General features: G+C 73.3%; 22 protein-coding genes and 1 pseudogene. 13 read left to right on the forward strand and 10 right to left on the reverse strand.

Annotated elements, in window-relative coordinates; all coding sequences use genetic code 11:
* The first annotated feature begins 69 nt into the window (after positions 1 to 69).
* Positions 70 to 537: a hypothetical protein gene (locus ACWD3O_RS28690; RefSeq protein ID WP_451417919.1), complete on the forward strand. Its 468-nt coding sequence runs from the start codon at positions 70 to 72 to the stop codon at positions 535 to 537.
* 34 nt (positions 538 to 571) lie between these two features.
* The gene (locus ACWD3O_RS28695) at positions 572 to 889 is read left to right on the forward strand and encodes a hypothetical protein (RefSeq protein WP_451412950.1); all 318 of its coding nucleotides are present in this window, start codon (positions 572 to 574) and stop codon (positions 887 to 889) included.
* A gap of 82 nt (positions 890 to 971) precedes the next feature.
* Here the strand turns inward: ACWD3O_RS28695 and ACWD3O_RS28700 are convergent, their stop codons facing one another.
* Positions 972 to 2759 (reverse strand): flavin-containing monooxygenase, encoded by a 1788-nt coding sequence (locus tag ACWD3O_RS28700; RefSeq protein WP_451417920.1) that lies wholly within the window; start codon positions 2757 to 2759, stop codon positions 972 to 974.
* A 231-nt stretch (positions 2760 to 2990) separates the two neighbouring features.
* Between ACWD3O_RS28700 and ACWD3O_RS28705 the strand changes: the two genes are divergently transcribed.
* Positions 2991 to 4028, forward strand: a complete 1038-nt coding sequence (locus tag ACWD3O_RS28705; RefSeq protein WP_451417921.1) for an SMP-30/gluconolactonase/LRE family protein — start codon at positions 2991 to 2993, stop codon at positions 4026 to 4028.
* A 31-nt stretch (positions 4029 to 4059) separates the two neighbouring features.
* Here the strand turns inward: ACWD3O_RS28705 and ACWD3O_RS28710 are convergent, their stop codons facing one another.
* Both ACWD3O_RS28710 and ACWD3O_RS28715 read right to left on the reverse strand, forming a co-directional pair.
* Positions 4060 to 4713, reverse strand: coding sequence for a TetR/AcrR family transcriptional regulator (locus ACWD3O_RS28710; protein ID WP_451417922.1), 654 nt, complete (start codon positions 4711 to 4713; stop codon positions 4060 to 4062).
* A gap of 172 nt (positions 4714 to 4885) precedes the next feature.
* Positions 4886 to 5146, reverse strand: a complete 261-nt coding sequence (locus tag ACWD3O_RS28715) for a hypothetical protein (RefSeq protein WP_451412946.1) — start codon at positions 5144 to 5146, stop codon at positions 4886 to 4888.
* A gap of 874 nt (positions 5147 to 6020) precedes the next feature.
* Here ACWD3O_RS28715 and ACWD3O_RS28720 point away from each other — a divergent pair.
* Positions 6021 to 6356, forward strand: coding sequence for a cupin domain-containing protein (locus ACWD3O_RS28720; protein WP_451412945.1), 336 nt, complete (start codon positions 6021 to 6023; stop codon positions 6354 to 6356).
* 88 nt (positions 6357 to 6444) lie between these two features.
* On the opposite strand, the gene ACWD3O_RS28725 is transcribed toward ACWD3O_RS28720, so the two are convergent.
* Positions 6445 to 8247, reverse strand: a complete 1803-nt coding sequence (locus tag ACWD3O_RS28725) for a chitinase (RefSeq protein WP_451412944.1) — start codon at positions 8245 to 8247, stop codon at positions 6445 to 6447.
* 212 nt (positions 8248 to 8459) lie between these two features.
* On the opposite strand from ACWD3O_RS28725, the pseudogene ACWD3O_RS28730 reads away from it, so the two are divergent.
* Positions 8460 to 8736: pseudogene (locus ACWD3O_RS28730) on the forward strand (oxidoreductase); the annotation flags it as partial.
* A 140-nt stretch (positions 8737 to 8876) separates the two neighbouring features.
* Entirely contained in the window at positions 8877 to 9521 is a 645-nt protein-coding gene (locus ACWD3O_RS28735; RefSeq protein ID WP_451412943.1) for an SDR family NAD(P)-dependent oxidoreductase, read from the forward strand.
* Positions 9522 to 9565: 44 nt separating this feature from the next.
* On the opposite strand, the gene ACWD3O_RS28740 is transcribed toward ACWD3O_RS28735, so the two are convergent.
* The 4 genes from ACWD3O_RS28740 to ACWD3O_RS28755 all read right to left on the reverse strand — a co-directional run bounded on the left by ACWD3O_RS28740 (position 9566) and on the right by ACWD3O_RS28755 (position 15013).
* Positions 9566 to 9832 (reverse strand): hypothetical protein, encoded by a 267-nt coding sequence (locus tag ACWD3O_RS28740; RefSeq protein WP_451412942.1) that lies wholly within the window; start codon positions 9830 to 9832, stop codon positions 9566 to 9568.
* A gap of 367 nt (positions 9833 to 10199) precedes the next feature.
* Positions 10200 to 11591: a lanthionine synthetase C family protein gene (locus tag ACWD3O_RS28745; RefSeq protein WP_451417923.1), complete on the reverse strand. Its 1392-nt coding sequence runs from the start codon at positions 11589 to 11591 to the stop codon at positions 10200 to 10202.
* Positions 11588 to 14761, reverse strand: a complete 3174-nt coding sequence (locus ACWD3O_RS28750; RefSeq protein ID WP_451417924.1) for a lantibiotic dehydratase — start codon at positions 14759 to 14761, stop codon at positions 11588 to 11590. Before ACWD3O_RS28750 ends, ACWD3O_RS28745 begins: the two co-directional genes overlap by 4 nt.
* A 93-nt stretch (positions 14762 to 14854) precedes the next feature.
* Entirely contained in the window at positions 14855 to 15013 is a 159-nt protein-coding gene (locus ACWD3O_RS28755) for an SCO0268 family class II lanthipeptide (RefSeq protein ID WP_451412939.1), read from the reverse strand.
* 460 nt (positions 15014 to 15473) lie between these two features.
* On the opposite strand from ACWD3O_RS28755, the gene ACWD3O_RS28760 reads away from it, so the two are divergent.
* From ACWD3O_RS28760 to ACWD3O_RS28770, 3 genes are all read left to right on the forward strand, one after another.
* Entirely contained in the window at positions 15474 to 16076 is a 603-nt protein-coding gene (locus tag ACWD3O_RS28760) for a tellurite resistance TerB family protein (RefSeq protein WP_451412938.1), read from the forward strand.
* Between the two features lie 261 nt (positions 16077 to 16337).
* Complete coding sequence (locus ACWD3O_RS28765; RefSeq protein ID WP_451417925.1) at positions 16338 to 18011, forward strand: molybdopterin-dependent oxidoreductase; 1674 nt, start codon at positions 16338 to 16340, stop codon at positions 18009 to 18011.
* Positions 18012 to 18072: 61 nt separating this feature from the next.
* A complete protein-coding gene (locus ACWD3O_RS28770) occupies positions 18073 to 18726 on the forward strand; it encodes a fasciclin domain-containing protein (protein ID WP_451412936.1) in 654 nt (217 codons plus the stop codon).
* Positions 18727 to 18838: 112 nt separating this feature from the next.
* Here ACWD3O_RS28770 and ACWD3O_RS28775 read toward each other — a convergent pair whose 3' ends face one another.
* Both ACWD3O_RS28775 and sigK read right to left on the reverse strand, forming a co-directional pair.
* On the reverse strand, positions 18839 to 19591 hold the full coding sequence (locus tag ACWD3O_RS28775; protein ID WP_451412935.1) for an anti-sigma factor: 753 nt from the start codon (positions 19589 to 19591) through the stop codon (positions 18839 to 18841).
* The gene (sigK, locus tag ACWD3O_RS28780; RefSeq protein ID WP_451412934.1) at positions 19588 to 20172 is read right to left on the reverse strand and encodes an ECF RNA polymerase sigma factor SigK; all 585 of its coding nucleotides are present in this window, start codon (positions 20170 to 20172) and stop codon (positions 19588 to 19590) included. Before sigK ends, ACWD3O_RS28775 begins: the two co-directional genes overlap by 4 nt.
* 192 nt (positions 20173 to 20364) lie before the next feature.
* Between sigK and ACWD3O_RS28785 the strand changes: the two genes are divergently transcribed.
* The 4 genes from ACWD3O_RS28785 to gap all read left to right on the forward strand — a co-directional run bounded on the left by ACWD3O_RS28785 (position 20365) and on the right by gap (position 23234).
* A complete protein-coding gene (locus tag ACWD3O_RS28785; protein WP_451417926.1) occupies positions 20365 to 20619 on the forward strand; it encodes an HU family DNA-binding protein in 255 nt (84 codons plus the stop codon).
* 14 nt (positions 20620 to 20633) lie between these two features.
* A complete protein-coding gene (locus ACWD3O_RS28790) occupies positions 20634 to 21020 on the forward strand; it encodes an SRPBCC family protein (RefSeq protein WP_451412932.1) in 387 nt (128 codons plus the stop codon).
* A gap of 65 nt (positions 21021 to 21085) precedes the next feature.
* Complete coding sequence (locus ACWD3O_RS28795; protein WP_451417927.1) at positions 21086 to 22042, forward strand: GlxA family transcriptional regulator; 957 nt, start codon at positions 21086 to 21088, stop codon at positions 22040 to 22042.
* A 193-nt stretch (positions 22043 to 22235) separates the two neighbouring features.
* Positions 22236 to 23234, forward strand: coding sequence for a type I glyceraldehyde-3-phosphate dehydrogenase (gene gap, locus ACWD3O_RS28800; protein WP_451412930.1), 999 nt, complete (start codon positions 22236 to 22238; stop codon positions 23232 to 23234).
* Positions 23235 to 23286 lie beyond the last annotated feature (52 nt).

The raw sequence follows: 23286 nt of genomic DNA on the forward strand, positions 1-23286 counted from the left end.
GGGCAGGCTGCGGAGTGCCGTTCGTGGCGCGTTGCATAGGGTGAGTCGCCAGTGTGCAGGGAGGGCGGCATGGGGCTGAGACCGTCGATCGACGAGGCCGGGGGGCTACTCGAGGCCGAACTCGGTGCGAGGCAGCGGACGACGGCATGCCCCAGCGTGGGCGAGGTGTGGGAAGCCTTCCTGCGCTTCGGTCGACAGCTGTTCGACGTCGCCGAGGTCCCGGACGGCGATGGGCTCCTTTTCCAGTACGGGACCTACGCGTTCGACGGTCCTCCAACGTTCATGGTGGACCTTGTGCGTCAGTTCGAGGTCCTCGATCCCGAGGGTCATCACGATCACTGTCTGCAGCTGCACTGCGAGATCCGCTTCGGTCCCGAGCCCGCCCTGGAAGCCCTGAGGCACGTCGACTCGTGGTTCTTCCACGGCGCCGGTGACGATCTCGAGGAGTGGGCCCGGGAAGTGACCGAGCAGTCAGCATGGGCCACGGTCCTGGCCCATACACCCACGGGGGTCAGGGTGTTCCAGGAGCGGGTGTAGGTGCTCAGGCAACGGGTCGCGCCATGCTTCGGGGGTGACTGCACCGACAGGGCCCGTGATCCTCTTCGATGACGACTTCTACATGTACGTCCTCCCGGATCGGGCGGCTGCGGAGGCCTGGTGGGAGATGCCCGACGAGTACGCCTGTGGGTTCGACGCGCTGGCCAGGCCGTTGCGCATGACGGGTGAGCCGCACCGGGTCACGCTCGAGCTCAGTGGCGCCGAACCGGACGAGGCCGAACTGCGTCGTCTCGTCGCCGACCACTACGAGCGGTTCCTGCGAGGGCGGACGCCGCCCCGGGGGTCCGCCCTCGCGGAGTTCGTCGCGGGACTGCCTGTCGAGAGTGCGTAGCGCGCGTCGGTTCGTCGGTCAGGACGAGCACGTCCTGCCGGGTCCGGGAGCGGCTACGCCCTCGTGGCGGCGGGGGTGACGTTCAGTTCAGCACCTCGTGCAGCGACTCCGCCCGCCATCGCCGGAGCAGTTCGTGGAAGGCGGGGGCGCCGTGCGGGTAGGCGCCGGGGCCGTTCGGGCGTCCCCCGCCCTCGCGGTTGTAGTACCCGGGCGTGCACTCCGCGTGGAACCACTCGTGGTCGGGCGCGCCCTCGGCCAGCACGGCGATCCAGGCGTCCTCCGCCTCGCGGGTGGGCTCGATCAGCGCGCCCCGGCTCTCCGCCGCGGCGACGAGCGCGGCGGCGTGGACGGCGTGTTCGTCCAGCACATGCGTGTAGTTGACGCTGTTGGCGCTCTGCATGCCGCCGAGCTGGATCAGGTTCGGGAAGCCGTTGCTGGTGAAGCCGTGCAGGGTGCGCGGCCCTCGCTGGGCCCAGGCGTGCAGCAGTTGGACGCCGCCGCGGCCGTGCACGGGGAGCCGGCCGGAGAGGATGCCGGAGACGCCGACGGAGAAGCCGGTGGCGAAGATCAGGCAGTCGAGTTCGTACTCCGTGCCGCCGACCACGACCGCGTTCTCGGTCATCCGCTCGATGCCGTGGGTGTCCGCGGTGTCGACCAGGGTGACGTTGTCCCGGTTGAACGCCTTCAGGTACAGGTCGGAGAAGGTCGGGCGCTTGCACGCGTACCGGTACCAGGGCTTGAGCTTCTCCGCCGTCTCCGGGTCGGTGACCACCTGCTCGACGCGGGCGCGCAGTTCGTTCATCTTGGCGGCGTCGGCGATCTCGTAGGCCGCCTCGAAGGCCGTCCGGTCGCCCTGGCGGCGGAAGCTGGGCAGGAGCTTCTCCAGCAGTCCCGCCGAGGAGGTCCAGCGGTCCGCCACGAGGTCCTGCTCGGCGCTCTCGCCGGAGACGATCCGCAGGAAGTTCTCGCGGCGCTCGCGCGCCCAGCCGGGGCGGTCCGCGCCGACGTCCTCGGCGGTGGTGCGGCGGTTGGCGCGCACGTCGACGGTGGAGGGGGTGCGCTGGAAGACGTAGACGTGCCCGGCGTCCTCCGCCACCTTCGGCACGACCTGGATGCCGGTGGCGCCGGTGCCCACGATACCGACCCGCTTGTCCGCGAGGCCGGTGAGCCCGCCGTCCGGGCTGCCGCCGGTGTAGCCGTAGTCCCAGCGCGAGGTGTGGAAGGTGTGGCCCCGGAACGTCTCGATACCGGGGATGCCGGGGAGCTTCAGCTCGGACAGGGTGCCGGTGGCCGTGACGACGTACGTGGCGCGGAAGCGGTCGCCGCGGTCGGTGGTGACGATCCAGGTCCGCTCGGAGTCGTCCCAGCTCAGGGAGGTCACCGAGGTGGAGAACAGGGCGTCGGCGTAGAGGTCGAACTTCTCCGCGATCCTTCGCGCGTGCAGGCGGATCTCCTCGCCGGGCGCGTACTTCCACTCCGGCACGTACCCGGTCTCGTCGAGCAGCGGCAGGTACACGTGCGACTCGATGTCGCAGTGGATGCCCGGGTAGCGGTTCCAGTACCAGGTGCCGCCGAAGTCGCCGCCCTTCTCGACGATCCGCACGCGCCCGACGCCCTGCTCGCGCAGCCGGGCCCCGGCGAGGATGCCGCCGAAGCCGCCGCCGACGACCGCCACGTCCACCCGGTCCGCCAGCGGCTCGCGCTCGGTGGGCTCCCCCGCGTAGGGGTCGGCCGCGTAGTAGCCGAACTCGGCCTCGGCGCCGAGGTACTGGCGGGTGCCGTCGGGGCGGACGCGCCGCTCGCGTTCGATCCGGTAGCGCTCCCTGAGCTCGGCGAGCGTCTCGGCGGACACCGCTTCGTCCTGGGTCATGTGGGGGGACCTCATTCCTTCGCTGTCACGGTCGTGAGGCCGCGTCGCCCATCAACGGGTGCACCGGCCAACGGACTTGAGCGACCATGCACTACCGTAGCAACTACCGGACAGCGTTGTCCGGTCAGTGTCCCGCGCACGCGTCCCCGGCACACGAGTCCTCCACGCACGCGTCCCCACGCACGCGTCCCCCACGGACGCATCCCCCCACCGACAGGAAGAGGGACAGACATGCGACGACCCCCCGTCCGGCCGCTCGCCGGCCTCGCCGCGATCGGCCTCCTGGCGCTCACCGGGTGCGGCACGCAGACGTCCGGTGCGGCCGCCGACGACCGCGTCCCGGCCGCGGCCTCCGGCCCGGAGCGGACGACGATCCGTGCCCAGCAGGTCATGCGACTGACCCAGCCGCACGAGCAGACCGGCATGACCCTGCTGGAGGGCCCGGTCTTCGACGACGGCGGCAGGCTGATCGTCGTGGACGTCACCGCGCCGCCCGGCGAGGCGAAGGTGCTGCGGGTGGACCTGGACCGGAGGACGTCGCAGCGGTTCCACACCGACGACCGGGGGGTCTACACCTCGGCCCAGTTCAGCCCGTACGACGGGCGGCTGTATCTGACCGACTTCTCCCACGGCGAGATCGTCAGCCTGGCCCCGGGCGGCGGCGACCGGCGGGTCTTCTTCTCCGGCGAGGTGGACGGGGCGCCGATGAACCCCGACGACCTGGCCTTCGACCGGCAGGGCAACCTGTACGTGAGCGACTCGCGCGGCATGTCGGAGGGCGAGGCGAAGGGCCGCGTGGTGCGGATCGACCGGGAGGGCGGCGGTGCCACCGTCCTGGCGGACGGGCTCGCCGCCCCGAACGGCATCTCCTTCGACGCGGACCACCGGGGTCTGTGGTTCAGCGAGCTGACCGAGAACCGGATCTCCTACCTGCTGCTCGACGCGGAGGGGAAGGTGGCGTCGCGGCACACCGCCGTCCGGGTCGACGGCGGGCTCGCGCAGACCGACTCGATCGCCGTGGACGCGGCCGGCAACCTCTACCAGGGGCTGCACGGGCGGCCCGCGATGGTCGTGTACGACCGGTTCGGCGAGCGGCTGGCGACGGTGGAGGTGCCGGCCCGCGCCGCGTCGGGGCTCGAGTCGGCGACCAACGTGGCCATCACCCCGGGCGGTACCGAGGCGTACATGACCGTCAGTGGGCCGTCCGGGGGGTATCTGTTCCGGTTCGAGGCGCTGGCGGAGGGGGTGCGTCAGTCGAACGGCGGCTGACGTCCCGGCCCGCCCCGCTCCGTCCCGTCCCTCAGGCCTCGCCGCCGGTGCCGGTGCCGGTGCCGGTGCCGGTGCCGGGGTAGGTGTCCCCGTCCGTCTCGAACGGCCGTACCGGTCCCACCTCGACGCCCAGCAGCCGCCAGGCGGCGAGCGCGCGGCGCTCGCGCTGCTCGCGCGTGGGGCCGGTGACGGCGCCGGAGACCATGCCGACGGCGAGCATCAGGTCGTCGGTGTCCGCGGCGAGTCGGTGATCGGCCGGCAGGTGTCCGCGCAGGGCTCGCTCGACCCGCCGGGACAGCTCCCGGGCGTAGGCCGGCACGTCGGCGTGACCGTCCGGGTCGCCGCCGTGCAGGACCGCCACGAAGGCGTTCGACTGGCTCTGGTGCCAGGTCAGGACGCCGAGGACCCCGGCCAGGTCCGCGCCGTCGGTCTCCGCCGCCCGCTCGATCTGCCGGACGTTCTCCTCCAGCACGGCGAGCGCCAGCGCGGCACGGTCGGGGAAGTGCCGGTACAGGACGCCCTGCCCGACCCCGGCCCGGCGCGCGATCGCGGAGAGCGGGGCGCGCAGTCCGGACTCCGCGTAGATGTCCCGCGCGGCGGCGACGAGCGCGGCCCGGTTGCGGGCGGCCGCCCTGGGCCCTTCGTTCGCGGGCCGCCGTTCGGCGGACGCAGGTCGCTTCGTCACGCCCGGAGGATATACGGGCCCGACGCGCACCTTGGAGGTTGTCCCGTCGCTGCTGGTCAGGGGTGGGATGCCTCTCTCCCCGTGCAACTGGTGGTGGCGTGGCCCGGAAGAGTCGCAAGCCCCGCTGGTTGCCCGGCGGGGCTTGGGCGGTGCGGGCCCCTTCCCGGGCGCTTCAGCTCCGCACGCAGATGGTCCAGACGGCCACGGAGACGTCCTCCACGCTGGTGTTGTCCCAGTACACGATCCCCGTGTTGGCGGCCGGGTCCAGCCTGGTGCCCACGAGGTTCGTGACGGACGCGGGGATGCCGGGCGGCTCCGTCACGTAGCCGCCCACGCTCGCGGCGGTGTAGTCGCCCGCCGGGCAGGGCGGTGTTTCGGTCGGGTAGTTCTGCGTGGTCCCGGTCGTCTGGGGAACGACCGCCTCGGCGGTCACCACCTCGAACCGCGCGGGCTCACCCGGTCCAGGCGGTCCCGTCTCGCCCTGCGGGCCCTGGGGGCCCGTCTCACCCTGGGGACCCTGAGGGCCCGTCTCGCCCTGCGGGCCTTGGGGACCCGTGTCGCCCTGCGGACCCTGGGGCCCGATCTCACCCTGGGGACCCTGGGGACCCGTCTCGCCCTCGGGGCCCTGTTCGCCCTGGGGGCCTGCGGGGCCCGCCGCTCCTGCTGGGCCCGCGGGCCCGGACACGCCGGGGTCTCCCTGCGGTCCGGCGGGCCCCGCAGGTCCCGCCGGGCCGGCGGGACCTGGAGGTCCCGCCGGCCCCGTGCCGCCGCCGCATTCGCGGTCACAGTGCTGGTACCCGCCCTCGGAACCGTCCGGGTCACCATGACCGGCGAGACGAGGCTGGCACGTTCGGCCGACTGCGTGACGACGGCCTGCGCAGGCCAGGCCATCGCCAGGACACACGGCACCGCGGCGCCCATGAGCAGCGCCCTACGCCTGCCCGTCGCTTGCCCGACGGTACGTTTCACGTGCGGCTCCTTCCACGACCGGATCGAAGCGGGCAGCGGCAGGAGGGCCGGGGGCCGACCGTCGCACGGAGCGGCGGGACGTCCCGGCGTGCCGCCGTGCCGTTGTCCGCGGGTTCAGCCTCATGCTGCGGCATGTCGGGGCGACGGGCGACCGCACAGTCGCCCGGGCCGGTCCGGAAGGGCTCGCCACAGGGCTGCCCCTCGCGGACACGGGATTGGCCCGGACGGGGGCGGGGCGCTTCTCCCTTCCGTCCGGGCCGACCCCACGTCCGCCCGGCTCGGAACTCGTGGCGGTGTCAAGGGTGTTCGGCCCTGACGCGCCGAACTAGGCTCCCGCCATGGAGATCATCAAGGGCGCGGGTGTGTGGGCGCAGCCTGGAGAAGCGGGTAACGACTGGGTCGAGCAGCTGCGGACGTCGGACCTTTCGGTGGGGACGTACTGCATCCCCGCTGGTGGGCGCGACTCCCAGAGTCCGCACACCGAGGACGAGATCTACGTCGTCACCGCCGGGCGTGCCAGGATCACGACACCGGGCCGAACGGACGAGGTCGGGCCCGGCACGGTGATCTTCGTGCCCGCGGGCGAGGAGCATCGCTTCGTGGACGTCACGGAGGACCTGGTGCTGCTCGTGGTGTTCGGGCCTGCCTTCGGCTCACGCTCGCCGAAGTCCTAGCGGCCGGGGCGGGACGGGCCTCTGTGCCGCTTCGGCCCGCCCGTACCGCGAGGTGACGGGGTGAGCCGTCACCTCGCGGGGTGGGTCGTCAGTTCCACTTGTAGGCGTCGAAGTTCCGGCTGAACTCCCAGTTGTTGAAGCGGTCCCAGTTGATCGACCAGGTCATCAGGCCGCGCAGGGACGACCAGGTGCCGTGGGTCTGGTAGGAGCCGCAGTTCTGCTTCTTGGTGAGGCAGTCCAGGGCCTTGTTCACCTCGGCGGGGCTGGTGTGACCGTTGCCCGCCTGGGTGGAGGCGGGGAGGCCGATGGCGACCTGGTCGGGGCGGAGGCCGGGGAAGAAGCGCTCGGTGTTGCCGGCGACCGGGAAGCCGGTGAGCAGCATGTCGGTCATGGCGATGTGGAAGTCGGCGCTGCCCATCGTGTGGTACTGGTTGTCGAGGCCCATGATGGGGCCGGAGTTGTAGTCCTGGACGTGCAGCAGGGTGAGGTCGTCGCGCAGCGCGTGGATGACCGGCAGGTAGGCGCCGGCGCGCGGGTCCTGACCGCCCCAGGGACCGGAGCCGTAGTACTGGTAGCCGAGCTGGACGAAGAAGGTCTCCGGGGCCATCGTCAGGACGAACTTCTCGCCGTACTTCGCCTTGAGGGCCTTGATCGCCTGGATGAGGTTGACGACGACCGGGCTGGTGGGGTTGCGGAAGTCGGTGTCGCCGTTCTGGAGCGAGAGCGAGTGGCCCTCGAAGTCGATGTCGAGGCCGTCGAGCCCGTACTCGTCGATGATCTTCGAGACGGAGGAGACGAAGGCGTCACGGGCGGCCGGGGTGGCGAGCTGGACCTGCCCGTTCTGGCCGCCGATGGAGATGAGGACCTTCTTGCCGGCGGCCTGCTTGGCCTTGATGGCGGCCTTGAAGTCGGCGGGCGACTCGACGCCGGGGCATTCGGCGGCCGGGCAGAGGCTGAAGCGGATGTCGCCGGAGGTCACCGAGGTGGGCTCGCCGAAGGCGAGGTTGATGACGTCCCAGGAGTCGGGTACGTCGGCCATGCGGGTGTAGCCGGAGCCGTTGGCGAAGCTGGCGTGGAGGTAGCCGACGAGGGCACGGGCGGGCAGTTCGCCACCGCCCCCGCCGCCTCCGGAGGCCGTGGTGGCGGTGACGACCGCGGACTTCGCGGACTCGCCCGCACTATTGGCCGCCGAGACCTGGAAGGAGTACGCGGTGCTCGGGCTGAGACCGGTGGCGGTGTACGAGGTGCCGGTCGCGGTGCCGAGCAGGGTCCCGCCCCGGTAGACCTTGTACGAGGTGGCTCCCGCGACGGCGGGCCAGCTGAGCGGCACCGAGGTGGCGGTCGGGGTGCCGGCGGTGAGGCCTGTCGGGGCGGCGGGGATCTGGACCGGGTCGCCGCCGGGTCCGAGGAGGGAGAGGTCGTCGGCCTGGTAGGCGGGGGTGCCGTACCAGCCGTGGGTGTAGATGGTGACCGAGGTGGCGTTCGCGCCGGTGGTGAAGGTCCTGGTGAGCTTCTGCCAGTCGGGGGCGGACTGGGTCCAGGCGTACCCGTCGGAGCTGCCGGTTCCGGTGACGCCGAGGTACACGTAGCTGCCGCGGACCCAGCCGCTGAGGGTGTAGGTCGCGTTCGGCTTCACGGTGACGGTCTGGGAGCACTTGGCGTTGTCGCTGCCGGCCGGTGTGGCCTGCAGCGCCTTCGTGCCGCTGCGGACGGGGGTGGTGACGGCGGCGCCGCTGCCCGCCGTGCAGCTCCATCCGTCCAGACCGGCCTCGAAGCCGCCGTTGCGGGCGAGTTCGGAGTCGGCGGCCTGGGCGGCCGGGGTGAGCGCGGCGAGCCCGCCGGCGGCGAGCGCGCCCACCAGCAGCAGGGTCAGGGGTCTGGTGCGGTCCACGACTGCCTCCGGGGGGTGGGGGATCCGAGTGGAGCGCGCCACAGCATGGTCCAGACCAATCGAGTGGTCAAGACCTCTGTACGGGACTTGAGGGGCCGGGCAGCGCCGGCGATGCTGCGGGTACCGTGCAGCGGGGTGGCGCCGATGACAGGCACCGCGGAGCCGCGCGGCTTTCCCCTTGTCCGGCGGGCCGTCACGCCGACCTTCCGGGCGATTTCCGCCGGCACGACCCGCACTTCCGGACCGGCTACGACCGCTGGCAGGCGTACGGCCAGGCCAAGACCGCCAACGTCCTGTTCGCCGTCCACTTCGCCGCTCCTGGCCGGGTGCGGTGGGCTCTACCTGGAGAACTGCGAGGTGGCGCGGGTCACCGACGAGGACGGGCCGATGGAGAACGGCCGGGTCCGCGGTCACGCCGTCGACCGGGCCTCGGCCGCGCGGCTGTGGGAGCTTTCCTTCGCGGCCACGGGGGCCGGGCCGGTCGGCTGACGCGTGCGCGTGCCGGCCGACGGCCTCGACAGCGCCCGGCACAGTGCGCGGTGCGGGGGTGGCGGCCTGCGGGGAAGAGACGGCCGGCGGCCCGAGTTGGCTCTACCGGCATCGCATTCCGAGAGACTGGGGTAATCGTCATGGCTGGAGTGTTCGTGATCGGGGCCGGGCCGGGGATCGGACAGGCGGTGGCGCGGAGGTTCGCCAGGGAAGGGCTACCGGTCGCTCTGATCGCGCGGACACGGCGGACGGCGGCAGCCGGGGCGGATTCCGTCGGTTCGCTCGGCGTGCGGGCTCTCCCCCTCGTCGCCGATGCCGCCGACGAGGCCGCCCTGTCCTCGGCCCTCGGCACCGCCACGGCCGAACTGGGCGAGCCCGACGTCGTGGTCTACAACGCCGCCGTCATCCGGCCCGACGCGGTGGGCGAGCTCCCGCTCCGCGACCACCTGGGCACCTATGCGGTCAACGTCCTCGGCGCCGTCACCGCCGCCGCGCGCACTCTGCCCGCGATGGCCCGGCGCGGACGGGGGACGTTCGTCGTCACCGGCGGGATGCCCGAGATGAAGCCGCAGTACGTGAGTCTGTCGCTGGGCAAGGCCGGGGTGCGGGCCCTGGTGGAGCTGCTCGACGCCGAGTACGGGCCGTCCGGCGTGCACGTGTCCACGGTCACGGTCACCGGGGTGGTCGCGCCCGGCACGGCGTTCGATCCCGACGACATCGCCGAGCACTACTGGCGTCTGCACACCCAGCCACGGGGGCAGTGGGAGCGTGAAGTCCTCCACTGAGCGGCGTGGCCCCGGTCGAGCTCGGTGGTCGCCGGGTACTCCGGCTACCCGGCGACCTCGCAGGCGACTTCGGCCGGCAGGGAGCGCAGGAGGGCGGTGTCGGGTGTGTCGGCGACGGTCGCGTCGAGGGCCGCGTCCATGTCGCGTTCCCACGCCGCGGGCAGGGACAGGCCCGGGCGGTGGCCCGACCAGGCCAGGTCGGGCACCGCCGGCCCGGCGCGGACCAGGCGCAGATGAACCAGGCCGTCGAGGACGAGGGGCCGGACGAAGGTGCGGGCGGCCTCTCCGGTCGGCGGCGAGTTCCTGTTCACGGCCCACGGCTTGCGAGGTGCGCAGGTACAGGGGGGCGTAGTTGACGTAGAGCGTGCCGACCGCCTGGTGGAACCAGGTGGGGCTCCGCCCGAGGACGGCCACCGTGTGCGGCACGGCCGCACGGCCCCGCATGACGACGCCCCCGAGCCGGGTGTCGACCGGACTCGTGCGCGAGTACGCCGCGCAGCTGGGCCATCGACGCCCGGGCCGGCGGCCCGTGTCACCGGCAGCCAGCCCCGCACGCCGAGGGCGGCGAGAAGGACGAACCCCGGCAGGAAGAAGCCTGCCGGCAGCGCGAAAGCGCGCAGCACCCGCAGACGTCGCATCGTCGCAGCCCTTCCAGCTGTAGCCGTCACCCAGGGAAGGTCAGGCCAGGAGGAGGGGCATGTCCCAGGGGGTGGTGGTGTGGTGGTGGGCGTAGGCGTCGAGGGCCAGTGCCGTGCCGGTGGCGCCTTCGAGGAAGGCGGGGACGTCGGTGCCCTGGGGGGCGGCTGTCAGGGGGGAACGGAAGCCGAAGCGGTGGGTGGGGTCGAAGTGGCCGAGGGTGCGGGCCGCCATGTCGTCGACGAGGTCGGTGAGGCGGGGGTCGCCGATGGGCTCGTTCAGGACGGCGAACAGGTGCATCAGGCCGGCCCACCCGTGGCACACCGTCGGGTTGTCCACGCGCCAGGTGTCCGGGTCGGTGGCCAGGAAGGGGAGCAGCGAGCGGTGGGCCAGGTCCAGCCAGTCGGGCCGGTCGAGGGCGAGGCCCGCGAGCTGGACCGCGCGGGAGATGCCGGGGGCTCCGTAGCACCATGACGGGCGGCTGAGGGGCGGCCTGCCGGACGGTCCCGCCGCCCAGTGGGCGAGGGTGAGGTGGGTGGGCCAGAGCGGGCCGTCCCCGGAGTCGTACGCCCACTCCTCCAGGAGGGCGACCAGCCGCTCGACGGCCTCCTGCTGGCCGTCGACGGTCACTCCCTGCTGCCGGGCCAGGGAGAGCAGGGCGAGGGGGCCCGCCACGCCGTGCGACAGGCCGAGGTTCAGATGCCCGTCCGGCATCTCGACCTCCTGCCCCAGCTTGGGCGCCGCCCAGGTCCACCAGCGGGGCACCCGATGGCCCCGGTGGGTGATGTCGCCGTGTGCCATGCGGGACAGGTAGGTGAGGACGAGCCGCAGTTCCTCCTCGCACTGCTCCCGGCGGGCCAGCAGGTAGCGGCCGATGCCGCTCATGCCGCGGACCACTTCGAACGCGCCGTTGGTGGGGAGCGGGGTGTCACGCACGTCGGGCAGCGAGTTCCGGACGAGGCGGCGCTGGTGGTCGTCGAGGCGTTCGAGGGCGGAGCGGTAGCCGCCGGTGGCGCGGTGGGCGAGCAGGACGGCGACGGCGACGGCGCCGGGCCCGGTGTAGATGCCCTGGGGCGGGTGGGCGGAGGCGGCCGTGGCCCGCATGGCGCGCACGAGGTGGGCGTGCCCGCGGGCCAGGTCCTCGGGGCCGGGGGCGACGCGGCCGGTGAAGGCCAGGGACACTCCCGGATAGCCGCTGGCCAGGGCCAGGTCCTGCCAGAGGGGCTCGCGCAGGACGATGTGTCCGGCGTCGCCCGGGATGCGGGTGTCGGCGGGGACGGAGTCCGGGTCGGCGAGCCGGTCGAAGACCTGCGCGGCGACCTCGCGGGCGCGTTCCGCGTGGCGCGGGGTGGCCGCGGGCGGCGTGACCCGGGACGACGTGGCCGGGGACGGGGCGGTCGACGGCGCGGCGGTCACGGACTCGGCGTTGCTCATCGGGACTCCTCCTCGACCTGGGCGGGGCCCTGGGCCTGGGCCTGGGCGGGGTTCTCGGCCTGGGCGTGCGCGAGGCGGCCCTGGTGGGCGCGGGCCACGCCTCGCAGGACGGCGTAGCCGGTGTCCTCGCCGGCCCGGTCGATGCCGAGCAGGCGGTTGTGCTGCATGTGCAGCAGCGAGAGGACGGCTTCGGCGTGCTGGTCGCTGCCCGGTGCCCGGCCCGCGTCGGACAGCAGCAGCGCGCCGTAGGCCCGGGTCTCCGGCGTGGTGGTCCACGCGGCGGTGAGGGCTTCGCCCAGTACGGGGGCCGCGCTGTGGGCCGTACGGCCGGGCACGATCAGGGCGGTGGCCTGGTCCTCGTACTTCCGGAAGGTCGCGTGGGCGGGTCCCTTGGGCAGGACCTCGCCGATCCAGGCCGTCCAGTCCCAGTCGCCCAGGGACTCCAGCAGCAGCGCGTGGTTGACGGCCGCGAGGACGGGGGCGGGCACGGTCAGGGCGCCCCGCGTCCGCATCCGGAGCTGGGCCAGCGCGGACTGGCTGTCCAGGCAGAACATCCGCTCGGCGTGGGCGAGGGCCTCGGGCCCGCCGTAGCGGTCGGTCTCCGGACGGTAGGTGTCGAGCACCATGCCGCGGATCAGCCCTGCCTCCTCCCAGGCGCGGCTCAGCTCGGCGAGCCGGGGCAGGACCAGGGTGCGCAGGTCCTCGGCGTCACCGTGCAGGCGGAGCCGGACGTGGGGTTCGGGGTCGCGGTACCGGAGGAAGTGCCAGTGGCGCAGGTGGGTTCCGGTCTCGCGGACGAGGGCGGGGACGGCTGCCTGCAGCAATTCGTCCTGGGTGTCCTCGTCCGCGGAGAACTTCGCGTAGAGCCAGTCCTCCCCGGGAAGGTGCCGGGTGCTGTGGTCCGTGGGCCGCGGAGCGGGGGTGCGGGAGCCCGGCCGCGGGCGGCGCTCGTCCTCCTGCCGTTCCGCCGGGGTGGACCGGGTGAGGGGGACGACGACTTCGGCGCTGTGCCCGGCGGACCAGCCGAGGCGGCGTCCGCCGTCGGTGAGGTCCTCCAGGACGGCCAGGGAACCGCCGCCGCGGACCTCCTGCCGGAACACCTCCCGCTGCCAGGGGTCGGTGAGGTCCACCCGGTACATGCGGTCCCACCGGGCGAGGTTCACCTCGTCGGGCACGCGGTAGCGGTCCCGCCATGCCGTGACGGCCTGGTCCCAGCGGGAGGGGTCCTCCATCGCCTCCCGCAGGTGCCGGTCGGGTATCCAGCGGCGCGGGGAGAGCGTGACCCGTCCGTACGTGACGCGGGGAAGGTAGGGCAGTCCCTCCAGCCCGCACCAGTTCCAGCCCGTCCAGGTCCGGGCCCTGCCGTAGGCGAGTTCCACCAGGAGCCGGGCGACCGGCGGGGCCTCCCGGTCCAGGGCCAGCATGTGCGGCACGACGGGCAGGACGTCACGTCCGTCCTCCGGCAGCACCAGCCGTAGGCCGAAGGGGCCCGGGGTGACGAGGAGTCGGCGCCAGTCCAGGGTGCCCGGCTCCGACCGGTCGGCGTAGACGCCGACCGGGATCCGGTGCGGCAACAGGCGCGGCACCTGCGCCATGTTGAGTCCCCGCACGGTGTGCGGCCGGTACACCACCTGGGCGGGTACCGTCCGCTCGTCGCCGAGCCCGGCGAGGAGCGAGCTCAGTTCGTCCTCCATGCCGAGCAGTCCGGCGAAGCGTCCGGCGGTCGCCCCGGCCGTCCAGGAGCCCAGGTACGGCGGGGACAGCAGCCGGAACTCCCCCCGGTCGACGGCCTGTTGGCTCTCGGCCAGCAGGTGGAAGCAGAGTTCCAGCGACCTCGGCGGGGGGACGGGTGTCTCGTCGGTGCGGCCGGCGGCGGCCAGCAGGTCGATGACGCGGGGGCTGAGCCGCACCTCGTCCTCGCCGCTCGACAGGGCTTCCTGCACCAGGTCGTAGGTGAGGGCGCGGCGTTCCTTGGGCAGCGGGTCCGCCTCCTGGCCCGGCGTGGGCCCGGCGCCGGTGTGCTCGGCACCGGCGCGCTCGGCGCTCCGGCCGTACCCGGGCGGGAGGCCGATGCCCCGGTGCGGGTCGACAAGGCGACCCAGGGGGACGACGCCGGTGGTGCCGTACGCCTCCAGGAACCGGTTCTGGTACGTGCGCATGTGGGCGTGGGTCTGCCAGGTGCCGGAGATCTCCCACATGGCGGAGGCGTAGCGGGCGGCCTCGTCGGTCACCTCGCGCGGGAGGTGGACGTCGGCCCGCATGCGCAGGTCGACGTGGACCGGCGGCCTGGTGGCGGTGCCCTGGGGGTCGGTCAGCCGCATCAGGTCGCGCCACGCCGCCTGTCCCTGTCCGGGCGTGGTCGCGGCGTAGGCGTCGAGCGCGGCGCGGATACGTTCGAGTTCGGTGCGCGCCTCGGGAACCGGGGAGAGTGCGGAGGCCAGGCGGTCGTACAGCGCTTCGTCGAGGTCCTGGGGGGTGATGGAGGTCAGCAGGACCCGTGCGCGGACGAGTTGCGACAGGACGGCGTCGACCTGTACGGAGGTGAGGCGGGGGAAGGCGGCGCGGGCCTGCTCCAGGAGTTCGGCGTAGCGGACGGGGTGTTCCGTGCGGGCGCGCACCCAGGCGACCAGGGGTGTGGCGCGGACGGAGGTCTCCTTGCCCTTGCCGGTGAGGACGAGCCGGTCGCCCCGCTCGCGGCAGAGGTCGTTGAGCACGACGTCGACTCCGTGCCGGACCTCGGGCCGTTCGAGCCAGGCGGCGACGCGGTCGGTCAGCCAGGCGGCGTCGAGGCGCACCGTCCTGCTGCCGGGGCCCGTGACGTCGACCTTGGTGGCGGCCGCGACGTGTGCGGGTGCGACTCCGGCGAAGAGTCCGAAGGGGGTCGGCCTGGTCCCGGCCCGCAGTGCGTACCGGGAGAGGGCGAGTGCCGTGCGGCGCAGGCGTTTCGCGCCGAGGTCGACGCCCGCGTCGAGCTTGTCGAGGGAGGCGGCGAGGCTGCCGCTGGCGACGTTCAGCGCCTCGCGGAAGAGCGGGTCGGCGGCGGCCTGGCGGACCTGCTCGGCCGACGCGCCGAGGGTGCTGCCGTCGGTGCCGCCGCCCGGACCGCTGCGTGGCAGGGCCGTGACGCGTACGAACAGAGAGTCCTGGGCCGTGTAGTGGTCGTCCCGCACGTCTTGCCGCTCCCCCTTCGATCCCGACCGGGATGCCTTGACGCCGCGTGGGGCGGGGCGAAGGCCCCGCCCCACGTGGTTGTCACCCGACGGTCACCAGCAGCAGAGCTGACAGGGCGATCCGTAGGTGCTCGGCGAGGTGGCGCCGCCCCGGGCGAACTCGGGGCCCTCGCTCGCGGTCTCGGAGATCTGGATGTCCAGATCCAGGTCGGTCAGCTCGGTGGTGTCTTCCAGCAGAAGGTTGGTGCTCATCAGACTCCTCCCGTCAGTGATACGCCGGCGTCCGACGGACAGCGGCGTAAACGTTTTGGCCCCTGTCGGAACCAGACGGGAGCATATGCAGGCGACGAGTCGAACATCATCAGCGTGACGAGAGGTTGACCGAAAGTCATGTCCCTGGGAAACGCCTCGACAGGGGTTTCTGTCGTGCGGTCGCCCCATGATCTACGGGCCTCCAGGGGCGGTGCGGCGGCTTCGAGCGGCTCCTGGGGCATGGGCGTGATCCGGTCATGCGGGAAGCGCCGCGGTGCCGGGGGCGGCCCCCGGAAGGCCCGGTTCCGGGCATCCCGGCGCCGGCCGCCGTTCCGGTGACCGGGGTGGGCGGGCCGGACCCCGGGGTGCTGGGTCTTCGGAACCATCGTCCGAGGTCGGGCGTTGGAGGGGTGTACGTGCGTGAGCGGGTGCACCCCCGACGAATACCGAGGTGACAGCGATGGCAGTGTGGGACCGGCTCAAGGACCAGGCCAAGGCCCTGCAGCAGGGTCAGGCGGGGCGTGGTCCGACCGGCGGACACGGCCCGACCGGTGGGCACGGCGCGACCGGTGGACACGGCCCGGCCGGCGGACACGTCGGTGGGACGGGGTCCGGCGGGGGCGGCAAGGCGCAGCTGATCGGACTGTTCAAGTCGCAGCTCGGTTCGCTGAAGAACGAGCTGAAGAGCGGGGCCTACCGCGACGCGAGCATGGCCGTGTGCGCCCTGGTCGCGGCGGCCGACGGACACGTGGACGCGGCCGAGCGCCAGCAGGTCGAGTCGATGATCCTGAGCAACGACGTGCTGCAGAACTTCCCGCCGGAGCAGCTGCGCCAGCGCTTCGGCAAGCACGTGGACCAGCTCACGATGAACTTCCAGCACGGCAAGGCGGAGGCGCTGCAGGAGATCGCCAAGGCCGCGAAGAAGCCCACGGAGGCCCGGGCGGTCATCCAGACCGGCATGGTCGTCGCCGGGGCGGACGGTCACTTCTCCCAGGCCGAGGCGCAGGTCCTGCGCGAGGCCTGCGCGGCGCTGGGGCTGTCCCCCGCCGAGTTCCAGCTCTGATCCCGGGGGCCTTGCGCCGGTCGGCGACCCGGGCCGGCGCGGCCTCCGGCCCGGACCTTGGGCCGGGCGCGTCCCAGCGGCTGGGCACGTCCCAGCGGCTGGGCGCGGGTCTGCCGCGGCGGCCTGGCGGCTCCGGGTAACTGCGGCCGGATCGGACTGGGTAATCCGTAGCGGAACGCGGGGTGGATTGGTCCCGCGGTCTGTTTTCACCTGATCGGGTGCAGGACCAATCCACCCCGCGCGCGGAACCGGATTCCCTGCGTGCGGGAAGAAGAGAAGGATCGGCGAGTACGGCCCCGGTGGCCGCGTCCGGCGCTGGGTGCGCTGAGCGGCGCGCTGGCCGCCTTCGCGTCGCTGGCGGTGGCCGAACTCGTCGCCGCCGCGGGGCGGCCTCGGTCCGGTCCGTTGGTCGCGGTGGGCGGGGCGTCCGTCGACGCGACACCCGCCCCGGTCAAGGACTGGGCGATCCGTCAGTTCGGCACCGCCGACAAACTGGTGCTGCAACTGGGCATCCTGGCCTCGCTGGCCGCGCTGGCACTGCTCCTGGGTGTGCTGGCCGTGCGGTTCCGGCGGGTCGGGACCGCAGGGGTCCTTCTCTTCGGAGCCGTGGGAGCCGCGGCCGCCGTGAGCCGCCCCGACTCCGTGGGCCTCACCGACGCGCTGCCGTCCGTGGTGGGAGCCGCCGCCGGAGCGCTGCTCCTGTGCCTGCTGGTGCGCCGCCTGACCCAGGTGCGGACGTCGTCGGCGCCGACATCCGGCTCCGCGGCGGAGGAGACGGGAGACCGTCCGCCCGCGCCCACGGGCTGGGACCGGCGGGGTTTCATGCTCACGGCCGCGTCAGCGGCGGCGGCCTCCGCCACGGTGGGCGCGGTCGGCAGGTCGCTGAACGCCTCGCACGGTCGGGACGCCGTCGCCGGCCGCCTCAGGACCGTGCTGCCCGCTCCCGGGTCACCGGCACGGCCGGTCCCCCGGTCGGCCCGGCTGCGCGTCCCGGGGATCAGCCCCTTCGTCACCCCCACCTCGGACTTCTACCGGGTGGACACCGCCCTGGTGGTGCCCAAGGTGGACGTGACCGCCTGGCGGCTGCGCGTCCACGGCACGGGCGTACGACGCCCCGGTTCCTACTCCTTCGACGACCTGCTGCGCCGTGAGCTGATCGAACGGAACATCACCCTGACCTGCGTCTCGAACGAGGTGGGTGGCCCGTACGTGGGCAACGCCCGCTGGATCGGCGTACGGCTGGCCGACCTGCTCGCCGAGTGCGGGGTGGAGCCTCCGTCACGGGGCGGGCCGGCCGATCAGCTGGTGTCCAGGTCGGTGGACGGCATGACGATCGGGACCCCCGTCGAGGACGTCATGGACGGCCGTGACGCCCTGCTGGCGCTGGGGATGAACGGCGAGCCGCTGCCCTTCGAACACGGCTTCCCGGTCCGGATGGTCGTCCCGGGCCTGTACGGCTTCGTCTCGGCCTGCAAGTGGATCAGGGACCTCGAACTCACCACGTTCGACGCCTACGACCCGTACTGGGTCAAGCGGGGCTGGGCCCGCAGGGCCCCGGTCAAGACCGCCGCGCGGATCGACACCCCCAAGCCGTTCGCCCGCCCCCGGGCCGGCACGGTGATGATCGCCGGGGTCGCCTGGGCCCAGCACCGGGGCATCGAGCGGGTCGAGGTCCGCGTCGACGACGGCCCCTGGCGGGAGGCCGATCTGGCCGCCGAGGACACCCGCGACACCTGGCGCCAGTGGTCGCTGCCCTGGCGGGCCACCCCGGGCGGCCACACCCTCACCGTCCGCGCCACCGACCGCACCGGCGCGCTGCAGACCGAACGACGCACCCGCACCGTCCCCGACGGCGCCGACGGGTGGCACTCCGTCGTGGTGACCGTCGACCGGTCACCACCACCAGGGCCCGGTGCCCTCCCCTCGACCACCTGACCGCAACGACGCACGACCGAACACAGCGGCAGTACGCCGCACCTACCAACAGGAGATCAAGATGAGCACCCGTTTCCTCCGCACCGCCGGGCTCCTCGCCGCGGCCGCCGCACTCCCCCTGGCCCTGACCGCCTGCTCCGACACCGGCGACGGATCCAGCACGTCCGACGCGTCGAGCACGGCCTCGGCCCCGGCGTCCGGGAGCGGTGAGGACATGGGCAGCGGCGGGGAGAGCATGGCGCAGCCGTTCGGTCCGGCCTGTTCCTCCGTGCCCGAGGACGGTGCCGGCTCCTTCGACGGCATGGCCAAGGACCCGGTCGCCACCGCCGCCTCCAACAACCCGGCCCTGTCCACCCTGGTGACCGCCGTGAAGAAGGCCGGACTGGTCGACACCCTGAACAACGCCGACGGCATCACCGTGTTCGCGCCGACCAACGACGCCTTCGCGAAGATCCCGAAGGACACCCTGGACGCGGTTCTCGCCGACAAGGAGAAGCTGACGCAGATCCTCACCTACCACGTCGTCGGCCAGAAGCTCACCCCGGAGGCCCTGGAGAACGGCTCCTTCGAGACCCTGGAGACCTCGAAGGTCACGACCTCCGGGTCGGGCGAGTCGTACACGGTCGACGACTCCGCGAAGGTCGTCTGCGGCAACGTCAGGACCGCCAACGCCAACGTCTACATCATCGACACCGTGCTGATGCCCAAGAGCTGACGCCACAGCCAACGCCACCGTCACCACCTCCGCCTCCGCCTCCGCCTCCGCCGAGCGGAGCTGACAGCCGTGTGGGGGCCCCGCCCGTCGGGCGGGGCCCCCACACGGGCCGTCACACCGGCAGATCGAGCACGGCGACCGGCGGCGAGGTCGGCTGCTTCGAACCACCGGCCGGCTCCACCGTGACACCGACCCCTGACGCGCCGTCGACCGCGCCCTCCATGAGCATGGCCTGGCTGTCACGGTCGGGGTCCATCAGGCCGGCCGAGCGCATCCCCTCCCCCTCGGCGAACCACAGTTGATACACCTTGCCCGGCGGCGGGGCGGGCATCTCCGAGGCGACGAACACGGCCCGGTCCCGGCTGGGGGAGGTCACGAGCGTGGCCGCGCCGCCCGCCACCTTCGCCGAGCGCGACCTGGCGTCGGGAGCGGTCAGCACCCCGGCCAGGTCCTCGACGTGCCGCTGCGCCTGGGCGGCCTCGTACCGAGCGTCCTGGGCACGCTCGTACTGCCACGCCGCGGTCCCCGCGAACGCGGCCGCCGCGGCCACACTGGCGGCCAGCGCCCACCGGGCAAGGCCCCGTGCCCGCTGCGCGCCACGGCGTACCCGCTCCGGCGGCGCGGCACCGGGCGGCACCTGCCGCACGGTCCGGATGCGCCGCATGACCTGCTCCCGCATGGCCGGAGGCACGCGCACCGTGGTCGCCAGAGCCAGGCGCCCGGCGGTGGCCCGGAACTCGGCGACCTCCTGCCGGCAGGCGTCGCACTGGGCCAGGTGGCGCTCGAAGGCGGCACGTTCCTCGGTGTCCAGTGCGTGGACGGCATAGGCACCGGTCAGCGCGTGCAGGTCGGTCGTCCAGGTCATGCGGTCACCCCCAGGCAGTCGCGGAGCCGGATGAGCCCGTCACGCAGACGGGTCTTCACCGTTCCCAGCGGCAGCGACAGTGCCGCGGCGACCTCCCGGTAGGTGAGGCCGCGGTAGTAGGCGAGCGTGACCGACTGGCGCTGCAGCTCGGTCAGCGTGCGCAGGCAGCGCCGCACCTGCTCCTGTTCCAGCCGGGTCTCGACCTGTTCGGTCACCTCGTCGTGCATCGGTTGGTGCTCGAGCAGCGCGGCCCTGGTGTCACGCGCCGCGGCGGCTTCCACGGAGCGGACCCGGTCCACGGCCCGGCGGTGGGCGAGGGTGAGGATCCAGTTGACGGCCGTACCGCGCTCGGGCCGGTAGCGCGGGGCCGTGCGCCACACCTCCACCAGCACCTCCTGGGTGACCTCCTCCGACTGCGCCCGATCCCGCAGGACCGCCCGGACGACCCCGAGGACGGAGCCGGCCACGGCTTCGTAGACCGCGGCGAAAGCCTCCTGATCCCCCAGCGCCACCGCCTGGATCAGCTGTTGCAGATCGGGTCGGACAGCTGGATCGCTGCCGATGAATACCGGTTCCTTCACGATGAATCTCCCCTGAGCACAGCAGGGCGGAACAGCCCTCTGTAATCCGGAGCCACGCTAACCGCGGATTGGTCGCCCGCCGGACGCGGTCGCGAGGCGGTGCCTTTCCGCGTGCGGGAGGGCGGGGCCGGTGCCACGATGAGGAGGTTCGTCGTCCCCGAGGGCAGGAACACCGGGAAGCGGGTGCGTCGTATGGACAGGTCGGCACTGGTCGAGGCGGTCACGCGGAAGGCGGCGGACGGCGGTGACCTGTCCGACGCTCAGGTCGGCCGGGTGATCGACGCCGTGTTCGGCACCGTCGAGGAGGCGGGCGCGATCGCCCAGGCCCTCAAGGCGGGGCAGACCGTCACCCTCGTCGGCTTCGGCAGCTTCCACCAAGAGGACGGCGAGGCGGGCCTGCGTCCGGGCAAGGCCCTCAACGAGTACGTCAACGGCCAGGTCCGCTGAGCCGGCGACCGCCGATGGCCGCGCTCACGCTCCGGGTCACGGGCACCGCCTCCGCCGAGGAGGTGTGGCGGCGGTACGCCGCGCCCTCGCGCTGGCCGACGTGGTCGCCGCAGATCCGCACGGTGCGCGTGGCGGGCGACCGGATCGCCCCGGGGCTGCGGGGCGAGGTGGTCTCGTTCCTCGGTGTGACGGCCCGGTTCGTCGTGGAGAGCGTCGACGAGGCGCACCGGGAGTGGACCTGGCGGGTCCGGCTCGGGCCGGTGCGGATGCGGCTGCGGCACGCGGTGCTCGCCCGGCCGGCCGGATCGGCGACCGCGCTGCGGGTCGAGGGTCCGGCCCTCGCCGTCGCCGCGTACGCCGGTCCCGCCCGGTGGGCCCTGGGGCGCCTCGTGCGCGGGTGACGGCAGGGGTGGCCGGGGCGTAAGGCGCGGCACGGCCGCGGTCGGGCGGCACGTAGCCTTCTCCCATGCCAGCCCCGCGTCTGCACCGTGTCGCCGTGCTCGTGCTCGAGGGGGCGAAGCCGCTCGACGTCGGCATCCCCGCGCAGGTCTTCACGACCCGCGCGAGCATGCCGTACGAGGTGCGGGTGTGCGGCGCGACGCCCGGTCTGGTGACGGGCGGAGACGGCCTGTCGTACTCCGTCGCCCACGGTCTCGACACGCTCGCGTGGGCCGACATCGTCTTCGTGCCCGGCTACCGGCACCCGGACCGCGAGGACCCGCCGCGGGCCGTCGTCGAGGCGCTGGTCGCCGCCCACGCGCGGGGCGCGCGGCTGGCCGCCATCTCCACGGGCGCCTTCGCCCTCGCCGCGACCGGTCTGCTCGACGGCCGGCGCGCCACGACGCACTGGCACTACAGCCGGGCGCTCCAGGCACGGCATCCGCTGGTCAAGGTGGACGAGAACGTGCTGTTCGTCGACGAGGGCCGCGTCCTCACCTCGGCCGGGGCCGCCTCCGGCATCGACCTGTGCCTGCACATCCTGCGCGGCGACCTCGGGGTGGCGGCGTCGAACCACGCGGCCCGGCGCCTGGTCGCCGCCCCCTACCGCAGCGGTGGTCAGGGCCAGTACGTGCCGCGCAGCGTCCCGGAGCCGAAGGGGGAGCGCTTCGGCTCCACCCGGGAGTGGGCGCTGCACCGGCTGGGCGAGCCGCTCACCCTCGGCGTGCTGGCGCGGCAGGCCGGGGTCTCGCCGCGCACGTTCTCCCGGCGCTTCGTCGAGGAGACCGGCTACACGCCGATGCAGTGGGTGATGCGGGCCCGTATCGACCTGGCCCGTGAGCTGCTGGAGCGGTCGCAGCTCGGTGTGGAGCAGATCGCCGCCGACGTCGGCCTGGGCACCGGGGCGAACCTGCGGACGCACTTCCAGCAGATCCTCGGCACCACGCCCAGCGAGTACCGGCGCACCTTCACCCGCGGGGAGTAGCCGGCGGGGCCCCCACCGGCGGCCCCGCATCGGCGCTGACCCGGCCTGATCCTGCCTCGTCCCTGCCTGGCCCCTGCCTTGTCCCTGCCTCGTCCCTGCCTTGGCACGATCCTTTCGAACTGTGGCGATCTCGCCACTGTCGGCGGCGCGCGCCGCGAGCGAGGGTGGGTGGCGAAAGGGAAGGGACATCACCATGACTCGCATCGCCATCAACGGATTCGGCCGCATCGGACGCAACGTGCTGCGCGCGCTGCTGGAGCGCGACACCGCCCTCGAGGTCGTCGCCGTGAACGACCTGACGGAGCCCACCGCGCTCGCCCGGCTGCTCGCGTTCGACAGCACGTCCGGCCGGCTCGGACGTCCGGTGACGGTCGAGGGGGACGTCCTCGTCGTCGACGGCCGGCGGATCAAGGTGCTGGCCGAGCGTGACCCGGCGAACCTGCCGTGGGCCGAACTCGGCGTCGACATCGTCCTGGAGGCCACCGGCCGCTTCACCTCGGCGAAGGCCGCGGGCGCCCACCTCGACGCCGGTGCGCGGAAGGTGCTCGTCAGCGCGCCCGCCGACGGCGCGGACGTCACGCTGGCGTACGGGGTCAACACCGACGCCTACGACCCGGCGGTGCACACCATCGTCTCGAACGCCTCCTGCACCACCAACGCGCTCGCGCCGCTGGCCGCCGTCCTCGACGACCTGGCCGGCATCGAGCACGGGTTCATGACCACCGTGCACGCCTACACGCAGGAGCAGAACCTGCAGGACGGTCCGCACCGCGACCCCCGCAGGGCCCGCGCCGCCGGCGTGAACATCGTGCCGACCACGACCGGGGCGGCCAAGGCGATCGGCCTGGTGCTGCCGAACCTGGACGGCAAGCTGTCGGGCGACTCGATCCGCGTGCCGGTGCCGGTGGGCTCGATCGTCGAGCTCAACACGACCGTCGCGCGCGAGGTGTCGCGGGACGACGTGCTGGCGGCGTACCGCGCGGCGGCGGAGGGCCCCCTCGCCGGTGTCCTCGAGTACTCGGAGGACCCGCTGGTGTCCTCCGACATCACGGGCAACCCCGCCTCGTCGATCTTCGACTCGGCCCTCACCCGTGTCGACGGCCGCCATGTGAAGGTGGTGGCCTGGTACGACAACGAGTGGGGCTTCTCGAACCGTGTGATCGACACGCTTCAGCTGCTCGCGGCGGGCTGAGGCGGAACGGCGTGCCCGCGCGGGCGCGAGTCCGCGCGGGCGTGCGCCCGGT

Source organism: Streptomyces sp. NPDC002640, assembly GCF_053592575.1.